General features: G+C 35.8%; 23 protein-coding genes. 9 read left to right on the top strand and 14 right to left on the bottom strand.

Features of this window, described 5'->3' with window-relative positions:
• Positions 1 to 214: 214 nt before the first annotated feature.
• From ACGH6Q_RS05800 to nlpD, 4 genes are all read right to left on the bottom strand, one after another.
• Positions 215 to 1,423 carry an aldose 1-epimerase family protein gene (locus ACGH6Q_RS05800; RefSeq protein WP_411592300.1) on the bottom strand — a complete coding sequence of 403 codons (1,209 nt, stop codon included), beginning with the start codon at positions 1,421 to 1,423 and terminating at the stop codon, positions 215 to 217.
• 178 nt (positions 1,424 to 1,601) lie between these two features.
• Entirely contained in the window at positions 1,602 to 2,180 is a 579-nt protein-coding gene (locus tag ACGH6Q_RS05795) for a thymidine kinase (protein ID WP_034910926.1), read from the bottom strand.
• Between the two features lie 113 nt (positions 2,181 to 2,293).
• Positions 2,294 to 3,046: a 2,3-diphosphoglycerate-dependent phosphoglycerate mutase gene (gpmA, locus tag ACGH6Q_RS05790; protein ID WP_065590495.1), complete on the bottom strand. Its 753-nt coding sequence runs from the start codon at positions 3,044 to 3,046 to the stop codon at positions 2,294 to 2,296.
• Between the two features lie 118 nt (positions 3,047 to 3,164).
• The gene (gene nlpD, locus ACGH6Q_RS05785) at positions 3,165 to 4,235 is read right to left on the bottom strand and encodes a murein hydrolase activator NlpD (protein ID WP_065590494.1); all 1,071 of its coding nucleotides are present in this window, start codon (positions 4,233 to 4,235) and stop codon (positions 3,165 to 3,167) included.
• Positions 4,236 to 4,652: 417 nt separating this feature from the next.
• Here nlpD and rsmI point away from each other — a divergent pair, with 417 nt between their 5' ends.
• The 3 genes from rsmI (at position 4,653) to moeA (ending at position 8,168) form a co-directional block, all read left to right on the top strand.
• On the top strand, positions 4,653 to 5,480 hold the full coding sequence (rsmI, locus tag ACGH6Q_RS05780; protein ID WP_411592297.1) for a 16S rRNA (cytidine(1402)-2'-O)-methyltransferase: 828 nt from the start codon (positions 4,653 to 4,655) through the stop codon (positions 5,478 to 5,480).
• A gap of 205 nt (positions 5,481 to 5,685) precedes the next feature.
• Positions 5,686 to 6,777 carry a redox-regulated ATPase YchF gene (gene ychF, locus ACGH6Q_RS05775; RefSeq protein WP_034910937.1) on the top strand — a complete coding sequence of 364 codons (1,092 nt, stop codon included), beginning with the start codon at positions 5,686 to 5,688 and terminating at the stop codon, positions 6,775 to 6,777.
• Positions 6,778 to 6,941: 164 nt separating this feature from the next.
• Positions 6,942 to 8,168, top strand: coding sequence for a molybdopterin molybdotransferase MoeA (moeA, locus tag ACGH6Q_RS05770; protein WP_411592295.1), 1,227 nt, complete (start codon positions 6,942 to 6,944; stop codon positions 8,166 to 8,168).
• 30 nt (positions 8,169 to 8,198) lie between these two features.
• Here moeA and ACGH6Q_RS05765 read toward each other — a convergent pair whose 3' ends face one another.
• From ACGH6Q_RS05765 to folB, 4 genes are all read right to left on the bottom strand, one after another.
• Positions 8,199 to 8,627 carry an EamA family transporter gene (locus ACGH6Q_RS05765; protein ID WP_411592293.1) on the bottom strand — a complete coding sequence of 143 codons (429 nt, stop codon included), beginning with the start codon at positions 8,625 to 8,627 and terminating at the stop codon, positions 8,199 to 8,201.
• A gap of 1 nt (position 8,628) precedes the next feature.
• Positions 8,629 to 8,835: a hypothetical protein gene (locus ACGH6Q_RS05760; RefSeq protein ID WP_065590490.1), complete on the bottom strand. Its 207-nt coding sequence runs from the start codon at positions 8,833 to 8,835 to the stop codon at positions 8,629 to 8,631.
• Between the two features lie 62 nt (positions 8,836 to 8,897).
• The gene (locus tag ACGH6Q_RS05755) at positions 8,898 to 9,902 is read right to left on the bottom strand and encodes an MBL fold metallo-hydrolase (protein WP_411592291.1); all 1,005 of its coding nucleotides are present in this window, start codon (positions 9,900 to 9,902) and stop codon (positions 8,898 to 8,900) included.
• 28 nt (positions 9,903 to 9,930) lie between these two features.
• The gene (gene folB / locus ACGH6Q_RS05750) at positions 9,931 to 10,302 is read right to left on the bottom strand and encodes a dihydroneopterin aldolase (protein WP_085163848.1); all 372 of its coding nucleotides are present in this window, start codon (positions 10,300 to 10,302) and stop codon (positions 9,931 to 9,933) included.
• Between the two features lie 97 nt (positions 10,303 to 10,399).
• Here folB and rsmE point away from each other — a divergent pair, with 97 nt between their 5' ends.
• From rsmE to purM, 6 genes are all read left to right on the top strand, one after another.
• A complete protein-coding gene (gene rsmE, locus ACGH6Q_RS05745) occupies positions 10,400 to 11,125 on the top strand; it encodes a 16S rRNA (uracil(1498)-N(3))-methyltransferase (protein ID WP_411592289.1) in 726 nt (241 codons plus the stop codon).
• Positions 11,126 to 11,307: 182 nt separating this feature from the next.
• Positions 11,308 to 12,264 carry a glutathione synthase gene (gene gshB / locus ACGH6Q_RS05740; protein WP_296302496.1) on the top strand — a complete coding sequence of 319 codons (957 nt, stop codon included), beginning with the start codon at positions 11,308 to 11,310 and terminating at the stop codon, positions 12,262 to 12,264.
• Between the two features lie 3 nt (positions 12,265 to 12,267).
• The gene (locus ACGH6Q_RS05735) at positions 12,268 to 12,720 is read left to right on the top strand and encodes a GNAT family N-acetyltransferase (protein ID WP_065590487.1); all 453 of its coding nucleotides are present in this window, start codon (positions 12,268 to 12,270) and stop codon (positions 12,718 to 12,720) included.
• Positions 12,721 to 12,741: 21 nt separating this feature from the next.
• Entirely contained in the window at positions 12,742 to 13,299 is a 558-nt protein-coding gene (locus ACGH6Q_RS05730; protein WP_065590486.1) for a YqgE/AlgH family protein, read from the top strand.
• A gap of 3 nt (positions 13,300 to 13,302) precedes the next feature.
• A complete protein-coding gene (ruvX, locus tag ACGH6Q_RS05725; protein ID WP_411592286.1) occupies positions 13,303 to 13,713 on the top strand; it encodes a Holliday junction resolvase RuvX in 411 nt (136 codons plus the stop codon).
• 98 nt (positions 13,714 to 13,811) lie between these two features.
• Positions 13,812 to 14,849, top strand: a complete 1,038-nt coding sequence (purM, locus tag ACGH6Q_RS05720; protein WP_411592285.1) for a phosphoribosylformylglycinamidine cyclo-ligase — start codon at positions 13,812 to 13,814, stop codon at positions 14,847 to 14,849.
• Positions 14,850 to 14,996: 147 nt separating this feature from the next.
• On the opposite strand, the gene ACGH6Q_RS05715 is transcribed toward purM, so the two are convergent.
• The 6 genes from ACGH6Q_RS05715 to ACGH6Q_RS05690 all read right to left on the bottom strand — a co-directional run.
• Positions 14,997 to 15,830 carry a hypothetical protein gene (locus tag ACGH6Q_RS05715; RefSeq protein WP_411592284.1) on the bottom strand — a complete coding sequence of 278 codons (834 nt, stop codon included), beginning with the start codon at positions 15,828 to 15,830 and terminating at the stop codon, positions 14,997 to 14,999.
• Positions 15,823 to 16,671: a hypothetical protein gene (locus ACGH6Q_RS05710; protein WP_411592283.1), complete on the bottom strand. Its 849-nt coding sequence runs from the start codon at positions 16,669 to 16,671 to the stop codon at positions 15,823 to 15,825. Before ACGH6Q_RS05710 ends, ACGH6Q_RS05715 begins: the two co-directional genes overlap by 8 nt.
• Positions 16,664 to 18,997, bottom strand: coding sequence for a hypothetical protein (locus tag ACGH6Q_RS05705; protein ID WP_411592282.1), 2,334 nt, complete (start codon positions 18,995 to 18,997; stop codon positions 16,664 to 16,666). Before ACGH6Q_RS05705 ends, ACGH6Q_RS05710 begins: the two co-directional genes overlap by 8 nt.
• A 170-nt stretch (positions 18,998 to 19,167) precedes the next feature.
• The gene (locus ACGH6Q_RS05700; protein WP_411592279.1) at positions 19,168 to 20,037 is read right to left on the bottom strand and encodes a T6SS effector BTH_I2691 family protein; all 870 of its coding nucleotides are present in this window, start codon (positions 20,035 to 20,037) and stop codon (positions 19,168 to 19,170) included.
• Positions 20,038 to 20,074: 37 nt separating this feature from the next.
• Positions 20,075 to 21,004 carry a DUF4123 domain-containing protein gene (locus tag ACGH6Q_RS05695; RefSeq protein ID WP_411592277.1) on the bottom strand — a complete coding sequence of 310 codons (930 nt, stop codon included), beginning with the start codon at positions 21,002 to 21,004 and terminating at the stop codon, positions 20,075 to 20,077.
• Between the two features lie 9 nt (positions 21,005 to 21,013).
• Positions 21,014 to 21,211 (bottom strand): hypothetical protein (locus ACGH6Q_RS05690; protein ID WP_411592275.1); only part of this gene is annotated, 198 nt, incomplete at its 5' end.

The raw sequence follows: 21,211 nt of genomic DNA, 5'->3' as shown, positions 1-21,211 counted from the left end.
GTTAATCATTATTTTATTTAGTCTACAAATTATATTGTACATTTAAAAATAAGCGATATTAAAGCTAGTTATTAATTTAGTGACTATACCTATCTATTGATAGCGAATCAAGTAGCTAAGGCTACTATCATGAATACTAAAATAAGGGAAAAGTGTTGAGATTATTAGGTTGTTTTATGGCTACCATATAAGGTTGGTAGCCATTTTTAATAATTTATTCTTTAGCTATTGGTTCATTTACAATTTTTGTTTCTTGCTTTCCTTGAATAGCTTTAATTTTTTGTTCATATTTTGTTACAGCATCTTTGCTAGATAATAAACTATAAGTTAAAGTAAATTCAGTGCTTTGTCCTGGTTTAAGCTGACGTACACGTTTTTGCTCACGTTCGATAGTCACTGGATAAGCAAAACTGGTACCTGGCTCTAAGCCTGTAACATAACCTTGCTTGAGGGTATCGGTATTTTTCCATAATGATAGTACGGGTAGCTGTTTAGTATTAAAACTAATACCAGCTGCTTTATCACCTGCTTTATTGGTCACCATAACTTGTGTTTCGCCATTCTCCTCAGAAAAAGGATAAACATTAAATACCATTTCATCAAAATCTTTAGTTGGACCTAGATAAGTTTGCCATGTATCAAGGCCACCTTTTGCATAATCGTTAAATGGAGATATTTCTTTAACTGGTGCAACAAATTTAGCACCATCTTCAAGAATAGGTGTACCAAAATTACTATGGTAGATAATTTGATAATCACGGATATAATCACTCTTATTGGTGAGAACGTCGTGGACCGTAAATTCTCTACTTCCTGGCACATAGATCAGCGATGCCCAAGTTTCTAAATTGCTTTTTTTGAAAGTATTTTCTTTAATTAACCCTTTAACTGTAATGGTGTACGGTGCTTTGTCCGATACATCAACAATTAATTTAGAAACAGGTGTATTTTGCGCACGACCATGAAGCGTATACATGATGCCTCTATCTTGCACAGCATGACCTGTCCATTCAAAACCACAACGAACCATCATTTCGTTAAAGCCATCTAGCCAACCAAGCCCTGCCCGACTTTCTAAGTTAATATATTTAGGATGAACGACTTCATCTACTGGTGAATCCCATCCCATGCGAACACCATCACCAACAACAGACAAAATACCTAATCCACGAGTTGGAATTAATTTAATAGTGAAATTATCACTAGAAATTGTTAGTAGTTCAGTTCCGTCTTGTTTACCACCTTTAAGGATCGTATTTTGAATAGCGAATTTTGAACCTTTTATTCCTAAATCTTGACTCGAAACTGACCAATTACCTTTGGCAATACCTTTTTCGTTATCAGTTAATACAAATTCTTTAGCATTGGCATTATAACTAACTAAACTAATCACAACAGCTAGTGAAATAATTTTGATTTTCATGGTGATTCCTCATAGTTAACAAAATAATACTGAATCGTGTCAGTTAATATGACATAAAATAAAAAGAATCAACAAAAAGAAAATCGCAAAAATGAGAGTTTATTCACACTTTTCCAAAAGCATATTGCATATGTACAAGCAATTTGTTGAAAGAAATAAGTGTGAAATTTTAAGAGGATCAGTTTTTAGGCCTTATTTGCCCTGCTTTCCAGTGTTTTCGGCATACTGAGTGGTATTCGCTATCACCTAGATGAATAGAATTTCCGAATTTAACAATTTTACCGTCTTGTCCTTCCAATAAAATCATAGTTGCTTTTTTGCCACACCAGCATACAGTTTTGAGCTCTCTAAAATTGTCGGCTATTTCAAGTAGTGTTTTAGAACCTTCAAACAGGTGTCCCATATAATCGGTTTTGATACCAAAAAACATGATTGGTACGCCATATTCGTCACATACATCAGATAACTTCCAAATAGTATTACGCGATAAAAACTGGCTTTCATCGATTAGTATACAGGCATAATTGCTTTGTTTGATATGCTCAATAATTTCATCAACCGTTGTGTCATCAAGCTGTAACGCTTTTTTGCGTAATCCTAAGCGAGAAACAATTTCAACTGCCGAGTCACGAGTATCGACTGATGATTTAAGTAATAAAGTCTGCATATTATTACTTAAATAATTATGGTCAATTTGTAAAAGCTCTGTGGATTTTCCGGCATTCATTACGCCATATATATAATAGATTTTAGACAAAATTAAATTCTCAAAATTAGATTAAATCAATAAAAGTGGTTAAATAAAATGATAATTTGGATAATAAAAAAGGTAAGTTAAATAACCTACCTCTTTAATAGTTTATTGAATAATTATTTTGCTTTACCTTGGTTGGCAACAGCAGCTTGTTTTGCAGCGATTTCGTCAGCATTGCCTAAGTAGTAGTGTTTGATAACTTTCATATTGTCATCAAATTCATACACTAATGGCACACCAGTTGGGATGTTTAGTTCGATAATATCATCATCGCTGATGTTGTCTAAATGTTTTACCAATGCACGAAGTGAATTACCATGAGCAGCAATGATAACACGTTCACCTTTAGCTACACGTGGAGCAATTGTTGATTCCCAGTAAGGTAGTACACGTTTAATAGTTAATGCTAGGCTTTCGGTTAATGGTAATTCTGATTCAGGTAGTTTGCTATAACGTGAATCGTGACCAGGAAAACGTTCATCTGATTTTTCAAGTGCAGGAGGTGTAATTGCAAAGCCACGACGCCATAATTTTACTTGTTCATCACCATATTTTGCTGCTGTTTCAGCTTTATTCAAACCTTGTAATGCACCATAATGACGTTCGTTTAGCTTCCAGCTTTTTTCAACAGGTAACCATGCTTGATCTACTTCGTCTAAAACGTGCCATAATGTGTGAATTGCACGTTTTAATACTGAAGTGTAAGCATAATCAAATGCGAAACCTTCTTGTTTTAGTAATTTACCTGCTTCAGCCGCTTCTTTGTTACCTTTATCAGATAAATCAACATCAGTCCAACCACAAAAACGGTTTTCTTGGTTCCAAACACTTTCTCCATGTCGAATTAGCACTAATTTTTTAACTGCCATGAATATAACTCCTTTGTTACGTAGATTAAATTTTTGGTATATTCTGTCATAGACATGCTAGGTTATTACCGTGCATGCCCATTTGTTTTGAGCCAACCAGACTGACTCAAAACGTTTATTATTTGGGTAAGTATTTTAATGGGTCAACTGATTGCGCTTTGTAACGAATTTCAAAGTGTAATCTAACTGACGAAGTGCCAGTTGCACCCATTGTGGCTATTTGCTCACCTGCGCGAACGGCTTGTTGTTCTTTTACTAATATAGATTGGTTATGCGCATATGCTGTTAAATAGTCATCATTATGTTTAATAATGATTAAATTACCATAACCTGGTAACGCATTACCAGAATAAACAACGCGTCCATCAGCCGCAGCCAAAACCTTATCGCCAATTGAACCCGAAATATCAATACCTTTACTTGCCTTTGAGAATTTCTCAATAATCTTGCCTCGTGCAGGCCATCGCCACGAAATATTAACTGCTTTTGAATTTATAGTTGGACTTCTAGTAGAATCATCTAGCGGTTCAGTGATTGTTTCAGTTGTTTCAGTTGTTGTTGGACGTTTATTTTTATCTATTGTGGTAATTGAAGTCGTTGTTGTTTTGGTTATTGTTGGTTTAGTTTTAGCTTGTCCAATCACTACAGATGAATTATTGTTGTTTGATTTATTTGTCGTTGTATTATTGGTTGTGGTTTTTTGTGTTACCACAACAGTTCCGCCACTAACGTCTAATACTTGCCCAACATTAACGGCAAATGGTTCTTTGATATTATTTTTAGCTGCTAGTGAACGGTAATCATTACCAGTTACCCATGCAATATAAAATAAAGTATCGCCTCGTTTAACAGTGTAAGTATCGCCTTGGTATCCACCTTTTGGAATGTCGTCGTAATTACGATTATAGACGATACGCTCATTACTAATCACCGTGCTAGTATTGTTAGCGGTGTTGGAATTTGAAACCGTCGCCTGCCTTGATGATGGAAGGTTATGATTAGTAGGAGTAGAAACTGTTCTACCGCCTGTTGATATATTGGCAGGTGGTTTGGTATAGACAGAAGAAGTTGATGATCCACCTGCGCCAGAAATATCTTCAATTTCGGCCTGCTCAGTTTGCGTACAAGCAACAATCAACAAACTTAAGCAACTTAATGTAAGTATTTTTTTCAAAGCAACACCTTTCATTCGTAAATTTTGTTTTTGACTATTTTGCGTTCAATAGCATTTATACATCTTATTTTATCAGCACATTTTAGCGTTTTTATAGTAAAAACGCTATTATATTGATTAGTTATTAGTTAAATCAATAAATTCATCTAGAATTTCACGATGAAAACCTTAAATTTGTTATTTGATTATTCTTGCGATCTATAACCACTAAAATTCAAACTGAGCTAATATAATTTCTTTATTATCCAAAGGTATAATCCCAATCAGCTTATGCTTAATTTTGTTATAAGCAAGCTATTTTTCTACTTTTGATTAACTAATTATTCAGGCTTTGTCGGATTTATTTTGAATGTAACGAGTATATACAATAAAATAGGTTTTCGTACAGTACCTTTGCCGTATTTCTAAAAAAATTTAATGTGATTTAAAATAATGACTTTATATATTGTTGCCACCCCTATCGGAAACTTAGATGATATTACACTCAGAGCCATCAATACACTGAAAAGTGTCGATCTTATTGCGGCTGAAGATACTCGCCATAGCGGTTTACTTTTACAACATCTTGGAATAAAAGCAAAATTGTTTGCTTTACATGATCATAATGAACAAGAAAAGTCCAATATTTTGATTGAAAAACTTAAATCTGGCTTATCAATTGCTTTGATTTCTGATGCTGGCACTCCGTTAATTAATGATCCCGGGTATCATTTAGTTAAGGCTTGTCGCGAAAATAACATAAAAGTAGTTCCCGTTCCTGGTGCTTGTGCTGCGATTGCTGCTTTATGTGCATCAGGGTTGCCGTCAGATAAGTTTATTTATGAAGGTTTTTTACCAGCTAAAGCTAAAGCTCGCCAAGATTGTCTTGTAAAATTGTTGGACGAACCTCGAACAATGATTTTTTATGAATCAACACATCGCTTATTAGACACGCTTAACGATATGCAAACTATTTGGGGAGCTAATAAGCAGATCATTTTAGCTAAGGAACTAACCAAAACATGGGAGACCATTGTCAGTTTTAAGGTTAATGAGCTGATTAATTGGCTAAACGAGGATACTTCTCGTCAAAAAGGTGAATTTGTATTGATTGTTCAAGGTCATATCAAATGCGATGATGATATCGATCCTCACGCAATTAGTACCCTTAAACTATTGCAAAAAGAATTACCGCTAAAAAAGGCAGCAGCCATTACTGCTGAAATATATGGACTTAAAAAAAATCAACTTTATCAAATTGGTTTAGATTCCGAACAATAATTGGGTCGTTAAGTAACATTACTTGGTATGGCTTATAAAACGGCTTTTAAAAAGCGTTGACTGGATAATAAACTAAATAATTATTACTAATTTGCTTAATTATCGGTTGATTTATTGATAAGAAGATTAGCACAAATAGCGCAATTTAGTATATAATCGCCCCTTATTTTTAAGATATTTTAAAACAAAAAAGGTAACAAACAGTATGGGATTTAAATGTGGGATTGTCGGATTACCGAACGTAGGTAAGTCAACGCTTTTTAACGCACTAACTAAAGCTGGCATTGAAGCGGCTAATTTTCCGTTTTGTACTATCGAGCCAAATACTGGGGTTGTACCAATGCCAGATCCCCGTTTAGATGAGTTAGCTAAAATTGTTAAACCACAACGCACATTACCTACTACCATGGAATTTGTTGATATTGCTGGGCTTGTTAAAGGCGCATCAAAAGGCGAAGGTTTAGGAAATCAATTTTTAGCTAATATTCGTGAAACAGAAGCTATCGGTCATGTAGTGCGTTGCTTTGAAAACGAGAACATTGTCCACGTTGCGGGTAAAATCGATCCTGCTGAAGATATCGAAATTATCAATACCGAGCTAGCATTAGCCGATCTTGAAGCGTGTGAACGAGCAATAACTCGCCAACAAAAACGCGCTAAAGGTGGTGATAAAGACGCCAAATTTGAAGTGGAAATCCTTGAAAAGTGTTTACCTCATCTTGAGCAAGGCAAAAAGCTACTCTTATTAGATCTTAGCAAAGAAGAACTTGAAGCCATCAAATACCTTAGTTTTTTAACGTTAAAACCAACTATGTACATTGCCAATGTTAATGAAGATGGTTTTGAAAATAATCCTTATTTAGATAAAGTAAAAGCAATAGCAGAGCAAGAAAAAGCTGTTGTCGTACCTGTTTGTGCTGCAATTGAAGCAGAACTTGCTGAACTTGATGATGCCGATCGTGATGAGTTTATGCAAGATTTAGGTTTAACCGAACCAGGCTTAAATCGTGTAATTCGTGCTGGCTATAGCTTACTTAATCTGCAAACTTATTTTACCGCAGGTGTAAAAGAAGTTCGTGCTTGGACAATTTCAGTTGGTGATACCGCACCTCAAGCAGCAGGAAAAATTCATACTGATTTTGAAAAAGGCTTTATTCGTGCGCAAACCATTGCTTTTGATGATTTTATTAAATACGGTGGTGAACAAGGAGCTAAAGAGGCAGGCAAAATGCGTGCTGAAGGTAAAGATTATATCGTGCAAGATGGCGATATTATGAACTTCTTATTTAATGTATAGTTGATTATTTTACGTCGCCTTTTGGCGACGTTGTTATATTGATATCCATAATAACTAATTAATATTGATATAAAATTTGTTTTTTACTTAAACGTAGTGTTACCTGAAACTTTTTGTCAACTGAACCAATAATAGATTGGTAAATATAAGGACAGCCCACTTTTATGTTACTCACTTTTCAACAAGCCAAGCAACAACTACTTCAAAGCGCATCAACCATAAAATCGCTGCATAGTGAAAAAGTTACGTTATTTGATGCATTAGAAAGGATTACCGCTGAACCTGTAATTTCCCCTATTAATGTACCTAGTTTTGATAATTCAGCTATGGATGGTTATGCGGTTCGGTTAGCAGATTTTAAACAATCAAAATTGTTGCCACTGGCTGGTGCTATTTTTGCAGGTGATGATATAAACAATCTTCATTGGCCACAAGGCACTTGTTTACGCATTATGACAGGTGCTCCAGTGCCAAATGATGCCGATGCGGTTGTTATGCAGGAGCAGACCGAAAAATCTGATCTAGGGATTACCTTTTTAAGTAACGTAAAAGCTGGCGATAATATTCGTCGTATAGGTGAAGATGTTAAAAAAGGTGCGATCACAGTCAAAAAAGGGACTAAATTAACGATACCAACACTATCGACACTTGCAACATTAGGCATTAGTGATCTTGTTGTCTTTAAAAAATTAAAGGTAGCCATCTTATCAACGGGTGATGAATTAACCCCCATTGGTCAGCCATTATCTGGCAATGGCGCTATTTATGACAGCAACCGCTTCACACTAAAATTATTATTAACCAAACTTAACTGTGAGGTTATTGATCTCGGTATTATTGCTGATGATCTTACCGAAATCAAAAAAGCGTTAATAACTGCATCAAGTCAAGCTGACTTGGTGATAACAAGTGGAGGCGTATCCGTCGGTGACGCTGATTATACCAAAACTGCACTTGAAACATTAGGACAAATCAATTTTTGGAAGATTGCAATGAAACCAGGCAAGCCTTTTGCCTTTGGCAAAATTGGCAATGCACTATTTTGTGGTTTACCTGGTAATCCCGTTTCGACCTTGGTGACATTTTACCAATTAGTGCAACCTTTGATTTTGACGCTTTCAGGGCTTGAATATTCATCCATGGATTTTAGCTTTAAAGTTAAAACAGCAACAAATCTTAAAAAGACTGTCGGTAGGTTAGACTTTCAACGTGGTATGCTGCAAATCAATGCACAGGGCGAATTAGAAGTAAGTATAACTGGAGCGCAAGGTTCGCATATTACTCAGTCATTTAATCAAGCAAACTGTTTTATTGTGCTTGAACAAGAACGAGGCAATGTAGCTAAAGGTGAACTTGTTACTGTTGAGCTATTCAATGCGCTATTAAAGTAGCCTAGGTTCAGGTTAATGCACTATTTAATATCAAAATAGTGCAACCAATATCGCCCCTGCCGCAATCATGGCAACGCCAATCCCTGCTAACAACGAGATCTTTTCACCAAATAAAACAGCAGCAAACACAACAGCAAAAACTACGCTTAATTTGTCAATTGGCGCAACTTGCGACACCTTGCCTTCTTTGATCGCCATAAAGTAAAATAGCCAAGATAACGCACCTGCAATACCGCTTAGCGCAATAATAAGTAATGCCTTTTTATCATTAAAAAAAGTGTTGATAAGATTTAATTTACCTTGAACAACAACCACACCGACTAAAAAAATGGCCATTACAACGGCACGAATTGCAGTAGCGGTGTTAGCATCAAGATGTTGTAAACCAATTTTCCCTAAAATAGCAACACTGGCCGCAGTAATGGCAGAAAGTAATGCGTAAATCAGCCATGCACTCATATTAATATTTATCTACTTTGAATAAATATTGTTGATTATTCGAATTATTGCTACATTGTTGAGATTTATTCATTACACCACGACAATCTTCTAAAACACCGTGCGCTTTTGACCAATGATAAGTTTTGCCTTCGTCGTTTTTTCCTCCACATCCAACTAATGCTAGGCTAAACATTAAACAAGATAGCCCAATAACTGCTACTTTCATTTCTTTCTCCTTTTGGCAAATACATTAAATAATTATAGGTATTACATTTGTTTCTATTGAAGTTATTTTAATTCATAATTAATACGTTTAATAGCTAAATTACCCCCTATTTTTAATAGATGAAAAGCGCGCTCGGCTTTGTGTTTAATTAATAATTGAGGTGGTTCATCTAATGGTTCATCAGCTAATTCAAATGCCCCCCAATGAATGGCTATTGCACAATGACAATTGAGTTCGTCATATAACCGCACAGCTTGTTTAGGATCGATATGCTGTGATTGCATATACCAACGTGGTGCATAAGCCCCAATTGGAATTAATGCCAAGTCTATTGAAGGAAAACGCTTAGCGATCTCTTTTAATTCAGCAGAGTAGCATGTATCCCCCATAAAATAGACTGTCTTTGATTGATCTTGATTATCAATATTAGATTGAATCACCCAACCACACCATAATGCTTTGTTTACATCAAATAACCCACGATTGCTCCAGTGTATAGCCGATGTTGCGGAAAAAATAAGCCCATCAACAGTTACACTATCCCACCAATCTAATTCAGTAATCTGTTTTGCTCCCAATTTTAATAATGCTTTTTTTAAACCAAGAGGAGCCATTATTACAATATTAGGAAAGCGCGCAATTAATTTCCGAATGCTATGATAATCAAGATGATCATAATGGTTATGTGAAATTACGATAAAATCAATCTGCGGTAGTTGTTCGATTTCTAAAGCTGGAGGTGTGCGACGTTTCGGTCCGATCAATTGTAATGGCGAAGCTCGTTTAGAAAAGATAGGATCTGTCAGAATCATTTTACCGCCTAAACGAATCAATGTTGTCGAGTGACCAATCCACCAAACTCTATCATCGGGCAAGTCAAGATTTATTTGCTCAAACCACGTCTGATTAAAGTTGTGATAACCTTCTTTAGGAGGTAAAACTTTACGTTCAAAACGCCAACGCAAAAACTCACTTATTTTTATTTTAAAAGATTCGTCGTGCCTAAACCCTTTAGCTGTATGATGTTTTTTGGTAGTAATTAAATCTTGCTTTTTATTATCTATCATTATTACAGTATCTTTACCACTAGTTAGTTTATTTATTTGCCGTACGTTCAATTATTACAGCAACATTTCGAGCATTAGCTATTGCATTCGGTTTGGATACTTTAACTTTAAGCCAATTAACCGAAAATTGTTTAATAATACGCTCAGCAATACGCTCAGCAACACATTCAATCAATTCAAAATTCGAACATTCAACCAATTGTGTAATAGTTTGACTAACCACAAAATAATCTAAGCAAAGTGATACGTTATCACTTTCTCCAGCAGGTTTATTATCCCACGCCATTTCAAGATCAATAATTAATTTTTGTTTAATAGTCTTTTCCCACTCATACACGCCGATGGTGGTTAAAACAGTTAATCCTTCGATTAATACCCTATCTTTGCTATATGTATTCATACCTGATTCCAAAACATAAGTTGCATTAAATAGAGATTACCGAATCTTGATAAATTACGCTATAATTTATTGCAAATAATATAAGATATACAAAATTATGACTCGAATTTTTCAACCATTTACCATTGAGCCAAATAGTCTTGTTACCCTAGATGATAATGCATTTAATCATCTTATTCGCGTGTTACGCATGAAAGTAGGTGAAAATATTATTTTATTTGATGGTTCAAACCATATTACTCCTGCAGTTATACATGAAATCAATAAAAAAACAGTTACAGTAAAAACCTCTTTGCCCATTTTAGATAATCGTGAATCACCATTAGATATTCACTTAGGGCAAGTGATTTCACGCGGTGAAAAAATGGAGTTTACAATTCAAAAATCAGTCGAATTAGGCGTAGCGAGTATTACTCCACTCCTTTCTGAACGTTGTGGCGTCAAACTTCATGAAGAAAGGCTCGAAAAGAAAATCCAGCAATGGCAAAAAATTGTTATTTCTGCTTGTGAACAATGCGGTCGAAACGTGATCCCAGTTATTCATCCAGTAATGAAGTTAGAAAGTTGGTGTGCTAGTTTAACCGAAGGCTTAAAACTCAATCTACACCCCAAAGCTGAATATGGTATTAAACAGTTGACTAATACGCATAAACAAATTCACTTACTAATTGGACCTGAAGGTGGTTTATCTGATAATGAAATTAGCATGACACATAACTATCATTTTTCAGACATTTTACTCGGCCCTAGAGTGTTGCGAACAGAAACTGCAGCATTAACGGCTCTCACCGCCTTACAAGTACATTTAGGCGATCTTGGATAAATATATCTTATACAAATGATAAGTAATGATTGCTTTGCAACTGAACTTGTAACGAGTATGATAACAACAAATATTAAATTTTAATTTGGGTATTATGATTAAAAACCTGTTAAAAAGTTTCAGGAATACCCATGTTTCAGTATAAAACAATTTTATAAAGACAAAATAGGTAAGGAGTCATCATGATAAAGCTGGGCATTGTAATGGATCCAATTAGTCACATCAAGATAAAAAAAGATACCAGTTTTGCCATGTTACTTGAGGCGCAAAAAAGGGGTTATGAACTTTTTTATATTGAAATGAATGACCTTTTTCTAGATACTGGCGAAGCTTATGCCACAACTCGCGCTTTAACAGTTTATAACGATAAAGATCATTGGTTTGAACTTGGGCAAGAAAAAACGATTCCACTAAGTGACCTTGACACAATTTTAATGCGTAAAGATCCACCTTTTGATACTGAGTATATCTATGCTACATATATTCTAGAGCGTGCCGAAGCTAAAGGTGTGTTGATTGTCAATAAACCACAAAGTCTACGCGATTGTAACGAAAAACTTTTTACCGCTTGGTTTGCCGAATTTACACCAAAAACCTTGGTTACACGTCAAACGCAGCATATCAAAACTTTTCACGAACAACACCATGATATCATTTTAAAACCACTTGATGGCATGGGGGGATCATCCATTTTTCGAATCAAACAAGACGATCCCAATGTTTCAGTGATTATTGAAACGTTAACCGAACATAACACACGTTATTGTATGGCTCAAAACTTTATTCCTGCGATTAAAGACGGTGATAAACGTGTATTAGTGGTTGATGGTGAACCTGTACCTTATTGTTTAGCACGAATCCCTCAAAAAGGTGAAACTCGTGGCAACCTTGCTGCTGGAGGACATGGCGAGGTTAGAGCCTTAAGCGAAAGCGATTGGCACATAGCTAAAAGCATCGCCCCAGTTTTAAAAGAAAAAGGCCTACTATTTGTAGGACTTGACATCATTGGTGATAAGTTAACCGAAATTAACGTTACCAGCCCAACCTGTGTTCGTGAAATTGAAGCAGCTAACCCAGGCCTTTCAATTACCGGTATGTTAATGGACGCAATAGAACATCGATTAAATAAAAAGAGTTAAACAATGATTAGACAATATAAATCTGAAGATTTAAATAGCGTAATGACAATATGGTTGCAAGGTAATTTGCAAGCTCATAACTTTATCAATCCTGAGTTTTTTAAACAAAATTGTGATTTAGTAAAAATGTTAATTCCAATGTCTACTTTATACGTTCAAGACCTTGATGGAGTTAAAGGGTTTATCGGTATAACTGAAAATTATATTTCAGGTCTATTTGTAGATGAAGCTTTTCGCCGACAAGGAACAGGTAAAGCTCTTGTTGAAAAAGCAAAACAACGCCATAACGAACTGTTGGTACATGTTTATAAAAAAAATACTAATGCGATTAACTTTTATCTTTCTCAAAATTTTGAAATTGTTTCAGAATCGATCAATGAAGAAACAAATGAACCAGAATTATTAATGCACTGTAATGTTGAACACAACGTTAAAATTGGCAAATGTGCATTATAAAATTAACTTGAATGTGAAACTATGAATTTAAAAAACCATTTTATTATCGCAATGCCAACACTTGATGATTCTATGTTTAGTCATTCAGTTATTTATATTTGTGAACATAATCGTGATGGCGCTATGGGGATTATGATTAATAAACCAATTATTGAACTTAATGTGGCAACCGTTCTTGCACGTTTAGAAATTACATCACCAACAAGTTGCGCAGAACTAGAACAACCTGTATTTTGTGGTGGCCCCATTGCTGATGAACAGGGTTTTATTTTACACACACCTTTAGATGGGTTTGCTTCTAGTATTCAGATTTCAGATGATGTGATGATTAGCACTTCGCTTGATGCGCTTAAATCAATCGGCTCTCCTGAACAGCCCCAAAATATCTTTTTGGCTTTAGGTTATTCAAGCTGGCAGTCTCTACAACTCGAAGATGAAATTGCTCGTAATGATTGGTTAGTGGTTGATGCCGATCCTCAAATTATTTATGAAGTTGCCATTGATGAACGTTGGCAAAAAGCCGCTCAATCACTTGGAATCAATATGAATACTATTTCACACCAAATGGGAAATGCATGACCCATGGCAACCATTATCGCATTTGATTTTGGCACAACCAGTATTGGAGCGGCTATTGGCCAAGATATAACTAAAACAGCCAATCCTTTATGCTCGTTTAAAGCCCGCGATGGTATTCCTAACTGGCAAGCTATCGAAAAGGTATTAAATGAGTGGAAACCTGATTTTTTAGTCGTTGGGCTTCCCCTAAATATGGATGGCACCGAACAACCATTAACAACCCGAGCTCGTAAATTTGCTAATCGGTTGCATGGCAGATTTGGTTATCAAGTACATTTTCAAGATGAGCGGTTATCGACCGTTGAAGCAAAATCACATATTTTTGCTTCACGAGGTTATCGAGCACTTGAAAAGGGTCATGTTGATGCAACTTCTGCCATTATTATTTTGGAAAGTTGGTTTGAAAATAATTAGTGATTTTATTTAATTGGTTATTTTGTAAATAATTAATCGCCATTAAATTTCATCCTTGCTAAAATAGCAACAACTTTTTATTGTAAGGACTACTTACCGTGTCAAACAACAATTCTCTTAGTTATAAAGATGCTGGTGTCGATATTGATGCTGGCAATGAACTTGTTAATCGTATTAAATCTGTTGTTAAAGAAACCAAACGACCTGAGGTTATGGGTGGACTGGGTGGCTTTGGCGCACTGTGTGCTATTCCACAAAAATATAAAGAACCTATTTTAGTATCTGGTACCGATGGTGTCGGAACTAAATTACGTCTAGCAATGGATTTAAATCGCCACGAATCAATCGGCATCGATTTAGTAGCAATGTGTGTTAACGATCTGATTGTACAAGGTGCTGAACCTTTATTCTTCCTTGATTATTATGCTACCGGCAAACTTAATGTTGATGTTGCAGCCACTGTGGTAACTGGTATTGCTGAGGGTTGTAAACAATCAGGTTGTGCCTTAGTTGGGGGCGAAACAGCTGAAATGCCTGGTATGTATCATGGTAATGACTATGATTTAGCAGGATTTTGCGTTGGTGTTGTTGAAAAATCAGCCATGATCGACGGTAGCAAAGTACAAGATGGTGATGCATTAATTGCATTAGCATCAAGCGGTGCTCATTCTAATGGCTATTCATTAGTGCGTAAAATAATTGAAGTCAGCGGTGTAAATCCTGCCACTGAACAGTTAGGTGGCAAAACTCTTGCCGATCATCTACTTGCACCAACTAAGATCTACGTTAAGTCCGTTCTTGACCTTATTACTCAAGTTGATGTGCATGCCATTGCCCATATTACAGGCGGCGGATTTTGGGAAAACATCCCTCGCGTATTACCTGATAATACACAAGCCATAATTAATGAAGCAAGCTGGCAATGGCCTGAAATATTTAATTGGTTACAAAAAGCAGGTAATGTCAGCCGTCACGAAATGTATCGAACTTTTAACTGTGGTGTTGGCTTAATTATTGCTTTACCAAAACAGTTAGCCGATCAAGCAATTACTTTACTAAATAATCATGGTGAAAAGGCATGGTTATTAGGTGAAATTAAGCACACCACATCAAGCGAGCGTGTTGTAATAAAATAATTTGTGTTTTCATATTATCCATCCATTTAATATAATGAATTAGTTGGATGGATAATATGCACCTTTCAAAATCGTTATCACCGCCTAAAACATTTAGCAAACATCTAAACGATCCATTTAATAAATCGCATTTAGTTATTGGTATTATTAATTTGAGTTTTCTTCTTGCTCTGTGTTTTTTTGCACAAATCCCCACTCATCAATTATTTTAACCCAATTGGGCAAAATGGGGGTACGGCAATAATAGTTAGCATAACGGTCAAGTTTTTTAATTCGTTCAAATTCTGGAGTTTGTGGATCATCATATAATTCAGGATCACCTGAGCGGTTAAGTTTTTTAAAGCGCGCATGTTCTTTTGAACTATCATGTAGCCAAGGTTTAGGGTAGCCCAAAGCCGAATATATACGATTACTGATAAACGTATAACGACCTCCTAATAATAAAAAAAATAAAACTAAAAAAAATAGGAACGTTATAATATTTGATATAGTAAAAATAATTAGCGATGTAATATCTAATTTTATCTGAATATACATCATAATTGTTAAAACTACATAAGCAAATAAGCTAAATATGCCAACACCTATTGTAAGATACTTTAACATTTGTAGTGTCGTTACTCCGACCGATCTTGGAAAGTATAAAGCATGATATTGGGGCATGCGCGTGGCATAGGATTGATAATGATTATCGTCAATTTGTTCTACCACCATTTCTACATAATCGCCGTCTTTAAAACTTATATGCTCTAATTTTCCTTGCACCTCTTTACGACCTACATAACATTGAAAACTTTTGCCTTCTAGTGTGACGCTGCCTGCGGTTAATGCCCCAATTAAAGCACCAATTGCCTCAAACATGCCGACAATTGCCAAGCCAATTACTGCCAGTAGGCCGATATTATCAGCACGTAGCTCTTTCGGGTCATCCTTCACTTGCAGGTGGCTGACGGTGCCTTTTAATAAGCTGTATTTAGCCATTGGTTTGACCCTGATCTTCTATTGGTTGTTCGCTTTGATCTGGGGTAAAGCCTCGTTCATCAATTACTTTAACCCAATTGGGCAAAATGGGGGTACGGCAATAATAGTTAGCATAAGGGTCAAGTTTTTTAATTCGTTCAAATTCTGGAGTTTGTGGATCATCATATAATTCAGGATCACCTGAGCGGTTAAGTTTTTTAAAGCGCGCATGTTCTTTTGAACTATCATGTAGCCAAGGTTTAGGGTAACCCAAAGCCGAATATATACGATTACTGATAAATGTATAACGGCCTCCTAATAATAAAAAAAATAAAACTAAAAAAAATAAGAACATTATGATATCTGTTAGGGTGAAAATAATCAGCGAAGTAATATCTAAATTTATCTGAACATAAATTGTAATTGTTAAAACTACATAAGTAAATAAGCTAAATATGCCAACACCTATTGTAAGATACTTTAACATTTGTAGTGTCGTTACACCGACCGATCTCGGAAAGTATAAAGCATGATATTGGGGCATGCGTACGGCATAGGATTGATAATGATTATCGTCAATTTGCTCTACCACCATTTCTACGTAATCGCCGTCTTTAAAGCTTATATGCTCTAATTTCCCTTGTACCTTTTGATTGCCCACATAACATTTAAAACGTTTGCCTTCTAGTGTGACGCTACCTGCGGTTAATGCCCCGATTAAAGCACCAATTGCCTCAAACATGCCGACAATTGCCAAGCCAATTACTGCCAGTAGGCCGATATTATCAGCACGTAGCTCTTTCGGGTCATCCTTCACTTGCAGGTGGCTGACGGTGCCTTTTAATAAGCTGTATTTAGCCATTTAAAAATCCTCTTTCATCCATATCTTGTTCAATTAATGCTAATGCTTCATCAATATCAATAGTATAGTTGGTATTGCTATTAGCTTGTGACTCATTTTTGTTAATATCAAACATATCTTTTAATACTTCAGTTTCAAACGCGGTGGTTTGCTGTTGTGGGGTTTGATAGATATGACTTTTATTATGAGGCATTAAATATTTATCGGTGCGCAAGGCACAACGTTTAAGCCAAGTTTCAAGATTATCGTCAGATAGCATAGTAACCGCAAAATCTAATGCCATGGCGATTAAACCTACCAAACCACCAAACCTCCATAAGACCAACCGTAGTCCACAAATAGAAGCAATTTTTTGCACACCTACTCCTTTACCTAACATTTTAATCATCCAAAATGTGAATCGAGTAGTTAAAAACCGCCGAAACCAGATAAAGTGATAGGAAAATCCTATAAGGATACTAGCACTTCCCGTTATAAATAATGCAACGATTTTAACCCTCAGCAATACCTTTAAAGATGTACTATGACGCTTTTTATCACTTTCACCAAGTTGATTTATCTCATTTAAAATCAATAGAAAAGATGCAATCCCCCCTAACACCCCCGATAATGCCTTACCAATACTAAATACAACATTCCTCAACCCTTTAAGTGACGCTGTTACCATTGCCATTAATTCGACACTAGCCGCGGCTAAAGCAAAACCAGCAGAGGCTTTTAAGGTTGAAAAATATTCATTTTGTTTTAAATTGGGGTGGGTTTTGCTTAGACTATTGAAATTATACAGCTCAAGCATGGCAACCACCGCTGCCATACGCATGGATTTCAGTGTGGTAGAAAGGGTTTTGGAAATGCCGGGTTCGACATCGCTCGCTTTAAAAATAAAGTGTAAAAATTTATTTGCTTTATTTTGTGATAAGGTGCGGTTAACTACAATGTTAAGCCGCCGATCAAGGTTAACTATGGCATCGTTTAGCAATGAGCGGGCTTTGCTGATTGCGGCCCTTTTGCGCAATTCCCAGCGAGGATGATACCGTGGCGCATTAGCGGTGCCAAAGTTAGGACCTTGATCTAAGTTAATTATGGCTGCGATCATTTGGTATTCTAAATGTAAATAGGTGATCGCTGTTCCTTTTAATACCCCTGCCGAGGTTAACGATAACATTTTATACATTGCAGTACTGACAGAATAAAGCACGTTAGCAAGTTTGTTAAATACCGGTTGTAATAAGTTGGTTATTTTAGCGATCCTTTCTTCGCCAGATGTGAATCCTTTAATTTTGATAATCCCCAAAATTTTCATTTTAATATTTTGATTGGGATCGTTACGCTCTAAATCATCAAGGGTCATAATGACATCTTGTACTTTTTTAAACGATAACGCTATTTTAGCGTAAGGCAGCGAGTCTAAATTGGCTGTCAGTTTTTCAACCGATGATTCAATCATTCTTTGGAAAATTGGCTGTTGTGCCTTAGTGACCACTTGATCAATCATGCCTAGTAGATCGTCATTATGGTAAGCAAACATACGCCATAACATGCCATTAACGCTATCGATATTGGGTTTGGCGTAGTCTAAACTGGTCATGGACTGTAAAAAGGTGTTGCCTTCTTCACACAGTTCAAGCCCTTGGGTTACTTTGTTAATAATAGACACAAATAAAATGCCTTCAATATTGATTTTTCGTAAATCATCAAGATCTGCTTCATTGATTTCGCCCAATTTAAGGGATTCTTGCAGGTTTTTTTCGAACGTTTCTTCCAATTTTTGAAGTTCAGGGGGATTGTCATCATCAAAATCATATAACGCATTACCGTCAATGTCTTTGTAAACAGTTGTGTAAAAATTACTGTCACGTATCCACGTAATAAGTTGTTTAACACGGCTTTGATATTTTTCTTCAACCAAATTTATCAATTCGTTGTGTTTGTCTTCAAATGGTTTAGTATTAACTAACTCTTCATATTTCTGCAGATATTTTTTGATATCTTGTTCACGCTTCTTTTTTAATACCGATTCTTGGCTGAAAAAATCTTTAACCGATTTGTTATACTGTTGTACTAACTCGTTTTGAAGCGGTTTAATTAACATTGCTTCACTCGGGCTTATGCGGTTACATAACTCTTTTGGGGCTAAATTTTCATAAATTGACAAATCATATACTTCATCACAAGCTTTTTTATACAAACTAAATTCATGAAAATCATTATAGTAGCTATACCCACCTGGCTTACTGTAAAGTTGTTCACGGATTAGCGTTTCTAGGCCACGACTAGTGCAATACATAGGTTTGTCGGGGTGATGTTCTATTTTGCCGTTTTTCATTACCTCTTTAACATACTGGTTATTATGGTTCGGAAAGGAATAGTCTTTGTAATATTTTTTCATTACTGCCAAAGATTTTGCTTGTTCAATGTAGCCTAAGGCATCGTATTCTAATTTGCGTTCTTTCTGATATTGTAAAACAGGAACATAAGATTCGTTATAATAACCATTTAATTGGTTGCAATACCAATAGGATCTTCAATTGCAATAATCATCGGTTCTTTGCTTAGGCTGTAGCGTTCCGTAGTGAGCGCTAAGTGTTCACTTGAATTTGGTGCAAAATCAGTCCAAGGTTCACAGGTGCTGTTTTTGTCTAACATTTTTGCGTCAAATTGGTATTGTTGTTCACGCCCTTTACTAAATTGTTCATTAAATATTACCCATGCTTGGGCGTTTTCGTTTTCGTTGTCTTTGCTGAATCTAAGGTATCGATTTTCATCATAAGGTAGCTCGTCACGATTTATGTTAGGGTCAAAGTCTAATATGCTTTGGATGTTGCTGTGGTTTGCTGTCGTTGCACTTTCAGCCTCCCCTTGCCATGATGAAACATCAATCATTTGCATTCGTTCATCTGGATTTTGTTCGTATTTTTTGCATGTTTCTTCAGACCATTTAATTTCGCTAAAGGCAATGTACACTTTGTTAAGATGTTCGGGATTAGCTAAGGTTATAAACGTCGCATGATTTTCATCTAATTTTAAATTAGGGCAATGGTATTGTGCGTCTTGCTTAGCATCAGTTATTGGTTTAGCTGCTATGTTTGAAAATTGTTTGATTAGGTGCCCTTTGCTGTCAATAGTATAGACTTGCCATTTGTTGCCAAGCTTATCTGGCATATATAAGTATAGAAATCCTTCACGCAATAACCGTACATGATATTGATACCCATCAGATAAAGATAATCTAGTCACGCTTGATAAATTAGCCCAAGACGGTACATTACTGCCAAGATATTTTGGTACTACAGTGTATCTAACTGGTAGTATTGCCAATCCTTGTGTTTGGCACCCACATTCTAGTGTATCGTTTGTATCTGTCATACCATTTCCTAATTTTTTATGCTAATGTTTGCCTGTTTTATTGACTTAATACCTGTAATTTCTTCACTAGTGAGTAGTATTCGCTAGCCTTTGACAAATCTTGAATTTGTTCGGCAATTTTTGGGGTAAGATCAAAATCTTGTCCCCACTTTAATGCGAATTTTGCCCATTCAAATTGCACATCTTGATCTTCGATATTTTTTTGTTTTAAACGAAGCAAACAAGGCATAATTTTTTGTAGTGATTGTAGCTCATCAATATCAGTTTGTTGATTTTCCAATCTTTGCGATTGGATAATTTTATTATTTATGCCTATACAATCTAATTGTTGATATTGTTCATCGGTTATTATGAGGTCTCCAATATATGCAGGGTATATTTTTCCTTCATGACGATGGACCCTGAGCATGCCTTGCCGATTTAACATTGCCCACATTTCGATATAACCTAATAGCTTGTTTTGTTGTTTTGGACTAAATAAGCTCATCAATTGAAAAAAAACGGCAGGGTCGTAATAACGTAGAAGAATTTTTTTTCGACTTCGTTTTTGTAATGCTAAAGTAGCCAAATCCTCGGCAATGGATTGTGCTTTTTTATGCGTAAATAACCAAGCACAATATTGCTGACCTTTACCTGTAGATATTGATTCTGGAGCTAATTGTTTTAATCCACAATCAATCATATAACTTAGTACTGATTGTTCATATTTATCACGTAGATCTAGTTCTATTAGCCATGGGCATCTGGCAGCTAATATTGACGGATGCATGATCCGTATTTGATGTAATCTCAGATGAAGTCTATAAAAATTCATAAAAGGAGCATTGATCGGGTTTAAAAACGGATCGACAATAACTAAACAACGTTGTCTATAAGCTTGAGATAGCTTGATAAGTTGCTTGCTAATTGCAATGGCATTCGTTGATAATCGACTTAAATCGATAGTAGTTTGACCATATTTTAACATAGGATATCCTTACTCTAGAACAATACAAGCCTGTTGTTCCTGAACTTGCTGTCCCTGTTTTTGCTGACAGCTTACTTCACCAGGCAGATCTTTTGTATGAGACAAATTAGCTGCTCCCATCTTCTGCATCACATTACATTTAAGATAGATATTATCCTGTGTACCCAGTTCAATGCCTTCACTGCTGATTTTGATATAAGAGCCACC

The sequence above is a fragment of the Gilliamella sp. BG2 genome, from assembly GCF_046635645.1.
GTDB lineage: Bacteria > Pseudomonadota > Gammaproteobacteria > Enterobacterales > Orbaceae > Gilliamella > Gilliamella bombi.
Note: the sequence above shows the minus strand (reverse complement) of the source record. Positions and strands in the feature narration are given on the sequence as shown.

Bases quoted from the DNA above. Each gene is read 5' to 3' on its own strand.
- ACGH6Q_RS05800 (WP_411592300.1), bottom strand. From the start codon at position 1,423: ATGAAAATCAAAATTATTTCACTAGCTGTTGTGATTAGTTTAGTTAGT.
- gpmA (WP_065590495.1), bottom strand. From the start codon at position 3,046: ATGGCAGTTAAAAAATTAGTGCTAATTCGACATGGAGAAAGTGTTTGG.
- nlpD (WP_065590494.1), bottom strand. From the start codon at position 4,235: ATGAAAGGTGTTGCTTTGAAAAAAATACTTACATTAAGTTGCTTAAGT.
- rsmI (WP_411592297.1), top strand. From the start codon at position 4,653: ATGACTTTATATATTGTTGCCACCCCTATCGGAAACTTAGATGATATT.
- ychF (WP_034910937.1), top strand. From the start codon at position 5,686: ATGGGATTTAAATGTGGGATTGTCGGATTACCGAACGTAGGTAAGTCA.
- moeA (WP_411592295.1), top strand. From the start codon at position 6,942: ATGTTACTCACTTTTCAACAAGCCAAGCAACAACTACTTCAAAGCGCA.
- ACGH6Q_RS05765 (WP_411592293.1), bottom strand. From the start codon at position 8,627: ATGAGTGCATGGCTGATTTACGCATTACTTTCTGCCATTACTGCGGCC.
- ACGH6Q_RS05760 (WP_065590490.1), bottom strand. From the start codon at position 8,835: ATGAAAGTAGCAGTTATTGGGCTATCTTGTTTAATGTTTAGCCTAGCA.
- ACGH6Q_RS05755 (WP_411592291.1), bottom strand. From the start codon at position 9,902: ATGATAGATAATAAAAAGCAAGATTTAATTACTACCAAAAAACATCAT.
- folB (WP_085163848.1), bottom strand. From the start codon at position 10,302: ATGAATACATATAGCAAAGATAGGGTATTAATCGAAGGATTAACTGTT.
- rsmE (WP_411592289.1), top strand. From the start codon at position 10,400: ATGACTCGAATTTTTCAACCATTTACCATTGAGCCAAATAGTCTTGTT.
- gshB (WP_296302496.1), top strand. From the start codon at position 11,308: ATGATAAAGCTGGGCATTGTAATGGATCCAATTAGTCACATCAAGATA.
- ACGH6Q_RS05735 (WP_065590487.1), top strand. From the start codon at position 12,268: ATGATTAGACAATATAAATCTGAAGATTTAAATAGCGTAATGACAATA.
- ACGH6Q_RS05730 (WP_065590486.1), top strand. From the start codon at position 12,742: ATGAATTTAAAAAACCATTTTATTATCGCAATGCCAACACTTGATGAT.
- ruvX (WP_411592286.1), top strand. From the start codon at position 13,303: ATGGCAACCATTATCGCATTTGATTTTGGCACAACCAGTATTGGAGCG.
- ACGH6Q_RS05715 (WP_411592284.1), bottom strand. From the start codon at position 15,830: ATGGCTAAATACAGCTTATTAAAAGGCACCGTCAGCCACCTGCAAGTG.
- ACGH6Q_RS05710 (WP_411592283.1), bottom strand. From the start codon at position 16,671: ATGGCTAAATACAGCTTATTAAAAGGCACCGTCAGCCACCTGCAAGTG.
- ACGH6Q_RS05705 (WP_411592282.1), bottom strand. From the start codon at position 18,997: ATGAAAAACGGCAAAATAGAACATCACCCCGACAAACCTATGTATTGC.
- ACGH6Q_RS05700 (WP_411592279.1), bottom strand. From the start codon at position 20,037: ATGACAGATACAAACGATACACTAGAATGTGGGTGCCAAACACAAGGA.
- ACGH6Q_RS05695 (WP_411592277.1), bottom strand. From the start codon at position 21,004: ATGTTAAAATATGGTCAAACTACTATCGATTTAAGTCGATTATCAACG.